Annotated in this window: 8 protein-coding genes; 4 read left to right on the forward strand and 4 right to left on the reverse strand. The window is 70.0% G+C overall.

Annotated elements, in window-relative coordinates; translation table 11 throughout:
• On the forward strand, positions 1 to 513 hold a 513-nt coding region (locus tag FV230_RS21355), incomplete at its 5' end, for a Sir2 family NAD-dependent protein deacetylase (protein ID WP_147843827.1).
• A gap of 251 nt (positions 514 to 764) precedes the next feature.
• Complete coding sequence (locus tag FV230_RS21360; protein ID WP_147843828.1) at positions 765 to 1013, forward strand: hypothetical protein; 249 nt, start codon at positions 765 to 767, stop codon at positions 1011 to 1013.
• 243 nt (positions 1014 to 1256) lie between these two features.
• Here FV230_RS21360 and FV230_RS21365 read toward each other — a convergent pair whose 3' ends face one another.
• The 3 genes from FV230_RS21365 to FV230_RS21375 form a co-directional block, all read right to left on the reverse strand.
• A complete protein-coding gene (locus FV230_RS21365) occupies positions 1257 to 1658 on the reverse strand; it encodes a hypothetical protein (protein WP_147843829.1) in 402 nt (133 codons plus the stop codon).
• A 239-nt stretch (positions 1659 to 1897) separates the two neighbouring features.
• Complete coding sequence (locus tag FV230_RS21370; RefSeq protein WP_147843830.1) at positions 1898 to 4237, reverse strand: xanthine dehydrogenase family protein molybdopterin-binding subunit; 2340 nt, start codon at positions 4235 to 4237, stop codon at positions 1898 to 1900.
• Entirely contained in the window at positions 4234 to 4710 is a 477-nt protein-coding gene (locus FV230_RS21375) for a (2Fe-2S)-binding protein (protein WP_147728433.1), read from the reverse strand. Before FV230_RS21375 ends, FV230_RS21370 begins: the two co-directional genes overlap by 4 nt.
• Before the next feature lie 293 nt (positions 4711 to 5003).
• On the opposite strand from FV230_RS21375, the gene FV230_RS21380 reads away from it, so the two are divergent.
• Positions 5004 to 5246, forward strand: coding sequence for a type II toxin-antitoxin system prevent-host-death family antitoxin (locus FV230_RS21380; RefSeq protein ID WP_147843831.1), 243 nt, complete (start codon positions 5004 to 5006; stop codon positions 5244 to 5246).
• 62 nt (positions 5247 to 5308) lie between these two features.
• Positions 5309 to 5668 carry a type II toxin-antitoxin system VapC family toxin gene (locus tag FV230_RS21385; RefSeq protein WP_147843832.1) on the forward strand — a complete coding sequence of 120 codons (360 nt, stop codon included), beginning with the start codon at positions 5309 to 5311 and terminating at the stop codon, positions 5666 to 5668.
• Positions 5669 to 5720: 52 nt separating this feature from the next.
• Here the strand turns inward: FV230_RS21385 and FV230_RS21390 are convergent, their stop codons facing one another.
• Positions 5721 to 7616 (reverse strand): potassium transporter Kup, encoded by a 1896-nt coding sequence (locus FV230_RS21390; protein WP_246694946.1) that lies wholly within the window; start codon positions 7614 to 7616, stop codon positions 5721 to 5723.

A 7616-nucleotide genomic window follows, 5' to 3' on the forward strand; every position in this document is an offset into this window, starting at 1 on the left:
GCGCCGAACCCGGCCCACGTCGCGCTCGCGCAGGCCGAGGCGGCGCTGGCGGAGCGCGGCGGGCGGCTGTTCCTGTGCACTCAGAACGTCGACGACCTGCACGAGCGGGCGGGCTCGCGTGCCGTCGTCCACATGCATGGCGAGCTGCTGAAGGGCCGCTGCACCGCCTGCGCCGGCACCTTTCCCTGTCCCGGCGACCTCGACGTCGCCGATGCCTGCCCGCTATGCTCGGCGGTCGGCACGTCGCGGCCCGACGTGGTGTGGTTCGGCGAGATGCCCCACCACCTCGACGCGATCCAGGCGGCGCTGTCGGCCGCGGACCTGTTCGTCGCGATCGGCACCTCGGGGGCGGTCTACCCGGCGGCCGGCTACGTGCGGCTGGCGCAGGCGCGGAACATCCCGACCTGCGAGCTCAACGCCGAGCCCTCCGACAACGCGGACGCGTTCGACGAGGCCCGCTACGGCCCGGCCAGCGAGACGGTGCCGGCCTTCCTCGCCGCTCTCACATCGTGATCCGATGCAATGGCGCAGGAACACCTGCAGAATAACGCAGGCTGCGACCGCACAGGTTTGAAAAACCACGGGAATTGCGTTCGGAAACTCAATATCCGCTTGCGCGCAATCGGACTTTCTCGGCCGAATCACGCAGGATCGCCGTGTCAAGACATGGACGCTCACGGCGCTGTGCGTACAATGGACAAGCTTGGTGCGGTTGCCGCGGCACGTACCGGCGTTCGATGAAGCCACACGGGAGCCAAAAGCCCATGCAGAACTTCACGGTCACGGCCCGCGAGCGCGACACCGTCCTGGCGGCCCTGCGCTATTACCAGTTCTACCGGATGCAGGGGCATCCGTTCGACCCCCGCCAGGATCACCTCATCGACGCCATCGCCGCCGAGACCGGCGAGGCCCTCGACGTCGCCGAGATCGACGACCTCTGCGCCGGGCTCAACGGCAACGCGCACGCCCTCGGCGCCGCCTCCGCCCGCTTAGCCTTCGACGCGATGGCCTGACGAAGCCTCCGCGGGGCGAGGACACGGTCTCCGCCCCCGACCCACGATCGTTTCGCCGCGACCGACCGTTTCGCAAACCGTTTCACCGCCGCCGGCGTCGTCGCCGCAAACGGTTTTTTTCAGCCCGCCGCACGTCCGCGCCCGACCGGCTCCGCCCCACATGGGTCCTTCCGATCCGGCGCGCGAACCCAACCGAGCCTCCACCGGCCCCCGCATCCGACGGACGACGGCGGAGGCTCGTGCTTACGGCGCCGCCTTGAGCTGCGCCTCGGCGCGGGTCAACGCCGCCTCGCAGGCCTTGGCGTCGCCCTTGCCGTCGGCGGTGCGGGCCTCGTCGAGCGCCACCTTGGCCTGCTGGGCGGCGTCGCCTCCCTTTCCGGCCTCGGCCGACTTCTCCGGCGGAGCCTGCGGCGACTGGCCGGGCGCGTTGCCTTCCGTGCCGGTCACGCCCTCGCCGCCGCGCTTGGCCGCGGCGCCCTGGCCGCTGGTCGAGGCCGAGATCGCCTCGGTCGACTCCGCCTTCACCCGCTTCTCCAGCCCGGCGATCCGATCCGAGCAGGGCGAGGCCGAAACCGGCCCGATCAGGCCGGGCGCCGCGAGCGCGGACACGGCGAGCAGGGTGGCGAGGTACGCAGGACGCGTCATCGAATGAGATCTCCGGTGGTTGGGAGCCGAGAGGGACCGACAGGACGATCCCGGTGGCTCCGTGACGGAAACGCGGCATCCACCGGCAAGGCTCCGCCGAAACGCGACGTCGCGGAAAATAGAAGCCTCGGACACGGAGCTTTTCGCAAAACGCCGAGGGGCCCGCTCTTCCGGTGGAAGAGGGGCCCCTCGGTCGTCCGGTCCGTCGCCGCGCCGGCGGGCGGCGCGGCTTCCTTGGCTCAGGCGCTGAGCTGATCGCGGATCGGCAGCTGCCGCACGCGGCGGCCGGTGGCCGCGAACACCGCGTTGGCGATCGCCGGCGCCACCGGCGGAACGCCGGGCTCGCCGACGCCGCCGAGCGGCCCGTCCCAGGTGCCCGAGTTGACGAGGTGCACGCGGATCACCTTCGGCGCGGCATCGATCCGGATGATCTCGTAGCCGTCGAAGTTGTTCTGCTGCGCCCGGCCGTTCTTGAAGGTGATCTCGGAGGTGAGCGCGAGGCCCATCCCCATCACCACGGCGCCTTCCATCTGCGAGCGGATGCGCTCCGGGTTCACCTGCGGCCCGCAATCGATCGCGATGTCGACCGCGACGACCTTCACGCCGCCCTTCGGGTCGACTTCGACCTCCGCCGCGACCGCGGTGTGGGTGACGAAGCTGTAATGCCCCGCGATCCCGAGGCCCCGGCCCTTCTCGAGCTTGCGGCCCCAGCCGGCGCCACCGGCCGCCGTCTCGATCACCCGGCGCAGGCGCCCGGTGTCGATCGGGTACAGCTTGGGATCCTCGCCGTGGTTCCAGACATCGCCGATCGAGGTGGGATCGATCTTGCGCGCCGGGCCGATCAGGTCGAGCAGGTAGTCCTTCGCGTCGCGCCCCGCCGCGTGCGCCAGCTCGGCGACGAACGATTGGATCGCGAAGGCGTGCGGGATGTTCGAGACCGAGCGGAACCAGCCGATCCGCACGTGGGCGGCCGCCTCCGGGTTCTCCAGCCGGATGTTCGGCACCGCGAACGGCGTGTTGACCAGGCCCATGCCGAGCTCGAACGGCAGCTCGTGCTTCGGATCGGGCGCGAAGATCGAGCCGATCGTAGGCGCCGCCGAGCGGTGGAGCCAGGCCACCGGCATGCCCTTGTCGTCCAGGCCCGCTTCGAGGTGCTCGGCCGAGATGGTGTGATAGTAGCCGTGGTGGATGTCGTCCTCACGGGTCCAGGTGAGCTTCACCGGCGCGCCGCCGACCTCGCGCGAGCAGAGCGCGGCCTCGACCACGTAGTCGGGCTTCGACTTGCGGCCGAAGCCGCCGCCGAGCAGCGTCACGTTCACCCGAACCTTGTCGGCGGGAAGCCCCAGCGCCTTGACCAGCCGGTCGTGCGCCGCCTGCGGCCCTTGCGTGCAGGCCCAGGCCTCGCACGCGCCGTCCTTCACCTGCGCCACCGCCGCCGGCGGCTCCATCGGAGCCTGGACGAGGTGGGGCACGAAGTAGTCGGCCGTCAGCTTGGTCTTGGCCTTGGCCATCGCCCCGTCGACGTCGCCCTGGTTGCGCACGACCTTGCCGGGCGCGCGCGCCGCCTTCTCGAGCTCGGTGCGGAACGCGTCGGTGTCGTAGCCGGCGTTCGGGCCGTCGTCCCAGACGATCTTCAGCGCCTCGCGGCCCTTCATCGCCGCCCAGGTGTTCTTGGCCACGACCGCGACGCCGCCGAGCGGCATGAACTCCGAGGGGATCTCGCCGCCGTCGATCTTGAACACCTTCACGACGCCGGGGACCTTCCGGGTCTCTGTATCGTCGAAGCTCACGACCTTGCCGCCGTAGACCGCCGGGCGCGCGACCAGCGCGTACAGCATGCCCTCGCGCTTCGTGTCGAGGCCGTAGACCGCCTTGCCGGTGGTGATGTCGCGGTTGTCGATGATGCCGATCTGGCCCTTGCCGATGTAGCGGAAGGCCTTGGGGTCCTTCAGCACCACGCTCTCGCGGGCCGGCACGGGCAGCTCCGCCGCGATCGCCGCGACGTCGCCGTAGCCGAGCGTGCGCTTCGACTTGGCATGCGTCAGCACGTGGTTCTCGGCCGTCACCTCGGAGGCCGGCACGTTCCACTGCTTGGCCGCCGCCTGGATCAGCATCAGCTTGGCCGCCGCGCCCGCGTGGCGGAAGTGCTGGAAGAAGTGGCGCAAGCTGCGCGAGCCGTCCGTGTCCTGGTTGCCAAAGCGCTCCTCGTCGCCCCAGGCCTGCACCACGCCGACCTTCGACCATTCGGCCTCCAGCTCGTCGGCGACGACGAAGGCGACCGAGGTGCGCACGCCCTGGCCCATGTCGGAGCGGTGGTTGGTCACGGTCACGCGGCCGTCGGCGGCGATCGCCACGAAGATCTTCGGGTCGTCGCGCCAGCCGTGCGGCATGCCGTCGGCGCCGAACTTCGCCGGCTCCTGGGCCTTGGTCTCGGCCTTGGCGGTGTCGCGCAGGTTCACCGCAAGCACGAAGGCGCCGAGCCCGCCGAGGATGGCGCGGCGGCTGACGTTGGCGATCAGGGTTGGCCGGGTCGGCGCCTCGGCGGCGAGGTCGGCGATCATCTTTGCGTCATGGATCACAGGCGCTCTCCCTTGCTGGCGGGCGCCTGACCGGCGGCCTGGTGGATCGCGGCGCGGATGCGCGGGTAGGTGCCGCAGCGGCAGATGTTGCCGCTCATCTGCTCGTCGATCTGCGCGTCGGTCGGCTTCGGCGTATCCTTCAGGAGCGAGGCCGCCTGCATGATCTGGCCGCACTGGCAGTAGCCGCACTGCGCCACGTTGAGGTCGCGCCAGGCCACCTGCACCGGATGGTTGCCGTCGGGGGAAAGCCCCTCGATGGTCGTCACCTCCTGGTCGGCCGCGGCCGAGATCGGGGTGGTGCAGGAGCGGGTCGCGGTGCCGCCGAGGTGGATCGTGCAGGCGCCGCACAGCGACTGGCCGCAGCCGAACTTGGTGCCGACCAGGCCGAGCTCGTCGCGCAGGTACCACAGCAGCGGCATGTCGGGGTCGCCGTCGAAGCTGCGTGGCGCTCCGTTCACCGTCAGTTTGATCATTCGCAAACGTCCTGTGTGAATGCGGATCGCACCGGGACGGCGCGACGGCCCGGGCGACGCGAAGGCCTCCCGTGCCGCGACGCCCCCCGGGTCCGCATGTCGTTCTCAGAATGAATTCAATCTACGGCATGCCTGCTGCGCGGTGCAACGCGGGCAAACGACCGCACGCGGCCCGAGCCCGGCGCCTGGGGCATGCCGTGTGCGTTGGCGCACGCACACATAGGAGGGAACGGGCGGATAGCCGAATCCCGATCCGCCACCTACGATGACCAGCTCGATGGGCATTGAGGGCGATGGAAACGGTGAGCTTGGCAGAGGCAAAGGCGCGACTCAGCGCGCTCATCGACCGAGTGGTCGCCGGCGAAGCCGCTGTCGTCACGCGTCTCGGGCGCGAGGTGGCACGGCACAGTGCCATGCCGGGACCGAAGCGGCCGATCGATATCGCGACCCTCAGGGCCGTCACCGCCGCGATGCCGCTGCAGCCGGAGGGTGCCGCGACGTTTGTGCGCGCGATGCGGGACGACGAACGGTACTGATGCCGTATCTCGATACGTCGGTCTCGGTCGCGGCGTAGACCGAGGAGCGGGAAACCGCCCGGATGCGGGCTTGGCCCACCGCCTGGGCAGGCGGGGACCTCGCCATCAGTGCCTGGGTCGCCACCGAGTTCTCGGCACCGCTCTCGATCAAGTTCCGCACGGGCACGATCGATTCGCAGCATCGTTCGGTGGCCCCGTCGGCGTTCACGCGCCTGACGGCTACGTCGCTCGTGATGCTGCCGATCGACGAGAGGACGTTTCGGACGGCGGCACGCTTCGCGGACCAGACCCATCCCGGCTTTCGCGCTGGAGATGCGCTTCATCGGGCGATCGCCGCCGATGCCGGCCTGACGCTCGCGACCCTCGACACGCGCCCCGCAGAGGCGGGTGCGGCCGCGGGCGTGCCCGTCGAACGCCTGTGACATCGAGCGACGATGCGCGCCGCCATCCCGGCTGGCCTGGAAGTGGGGCGCCTCAGACCGTGACCTGCGTCCCCACCTCCACGACCCGGCCCGTGGGGATCTGGAAGAAGTCCGTCGCGTCGTTGGCGTTCTTGGCGAGCGTGATGAAGATCCGGTCCTGCCACAGCGGCATCCCGGAATGGGCGGCCGGGCGGATCGAGCGGCGCGACAGGAAGAACGACGTCGCCATGATGTCGAACTTGAAGCCCTCCTTGCGCAGCAGCACGAGGGTTTTTGGGATGTTCGGCGTCTCCATGTAGCCGAACTTCATCACGACCTTGTAGAAGCCCGGCCCGATCGGCTCCAGCCGCACCCGGTCCGGCCCGTTGGCGCGGGGGGTGTCGACGGTCTCGACCGTGAGGATGACGTTCTTCTCGTGCAGCACCTTGTTGTGCTTGAGGTTGTGCAGGAGGGCCGCCGGCGCGATCTCGGGATCGCTCGTCAGGAACACCGCGGTGCCGCGCACGTGGTGCGGCGGGCTCTTCTCCAGCATGCCGACGAGCTCGAGGATCGGCACGTCGGTCTTGCGGGTCTTGTTGAACAGGATCGTGACGCCCCGCACCCAGGTCCACATCAGCACGATCAGGCCGGCGGCGAGCAGCAGCGGCACGTAGCCGCCCTCGAACACCTTGAGCAGGTTCGAGAGCAGGAACAGAAACTCGATCACGATGAACGGCAGCATCAGGGCGGCGGCCGCCACGGGCGACCAGTGCCACAGCCGCCAGACCACGAGGAAGGTCATGCTCGCGGTGAGCAGCATCGTGCCGGTGACCGCGATGCCGTAGGCCGAGGCCAGAGCCGAGGACGAGCGGAACACCACCGCCAGCACCACGACGCCGATCATCAGCAGGCCGTTGATCTGCGGCAGGAAGATCTGCCCCGAATGCGATTCGGAGGTGTGGCGGATCTCGAGCCGCGGCAGCAGGCCGAGCTGGATCGCCTGCCGGGACAGGGAGAACGCCCCGGTGATGACCGCCTGGCTCGCGGTGACGGTGGCGAGCGTCGCCAGGATCACCATCGGCAGCAGCGCCCATTCGGGAAACAGCTGGAAGAACGGATCGGTGGTCTCGGGCTTTTCCAGCACCAGGGCCGCCTGGCCGAGATAGTTCAGGGCCAGCGACGGGAAGACGAGGCCGAGCCACGCGATCTGGATCGGCCGCCGGCCGAAATGGCCGAGGTCGGCGAACAGCGCCTCCGCGCCGGTGACGGCGAGGAAGACCGCGCCGAGGGCGACGAGGGCGCCGGTGCCGTGGCCGAGCAGGTAATGCACGGCGTACCACGGGTTCAGCGCCTTGAAGACGGTGAGGTTTCCGACGATGTGCGGCACCGCGGCGAGCGCCAGCGCCAGGAACCACAGCACCATCACCGGCCCGAAGAAGGCCGCGACCTTGCTGGTGCCGCGGCTCTGCACCAGGAACAGCGCGAGGATGATCGCCACGGTGATCGGCAGCACCGAGCCCTCGAAGGCCGGGGTGACGAGCTTCAGCCCCTCCACCGCCGACAGCACCGAGATCGCCGGGGTGATCACCGCATCGCCGTAGAACAGCGCCGCACCGAGCAGGCCCAGCGCGAACACGATCCGCGATCCGCCGAGCGCCTTCCGCGCCAGCGCCATCAGCGAGAGGATGCCGCCCTCGCCGTTGTTGTCCATGCGCAGCAGGATCGCGACGTACTTCACCGTCACGATCAGGAACAGCGCCCACAGGATCAGCGAGGCGGTGCCGAGCACCTCCTCCGCCAGCAGGATGTTGTCGTAGCGGGCCGGCACCAGCGCCTCGCGGAAGGCGTAGAGCGGGCTGGTGCCGATGTCGCCGTAGACCACGCCGACCGAGCCGACGGCCAGCGTCCAGAGGCCCGGTGCGGCGTGCGCCCGGCCCTCCGCCGGGTCGACGGCGCCGGCGGGGTGCAC

The sequence above is a fragment of the Methylobacterium sp. WL6 genome, from assembly GCF_008040095.1.
GTDB lineage: Bacteria > Pseudomonadota > Alphaproteobacteria > Rhizobiales > Beijerinckiaceae > Methylobacterium.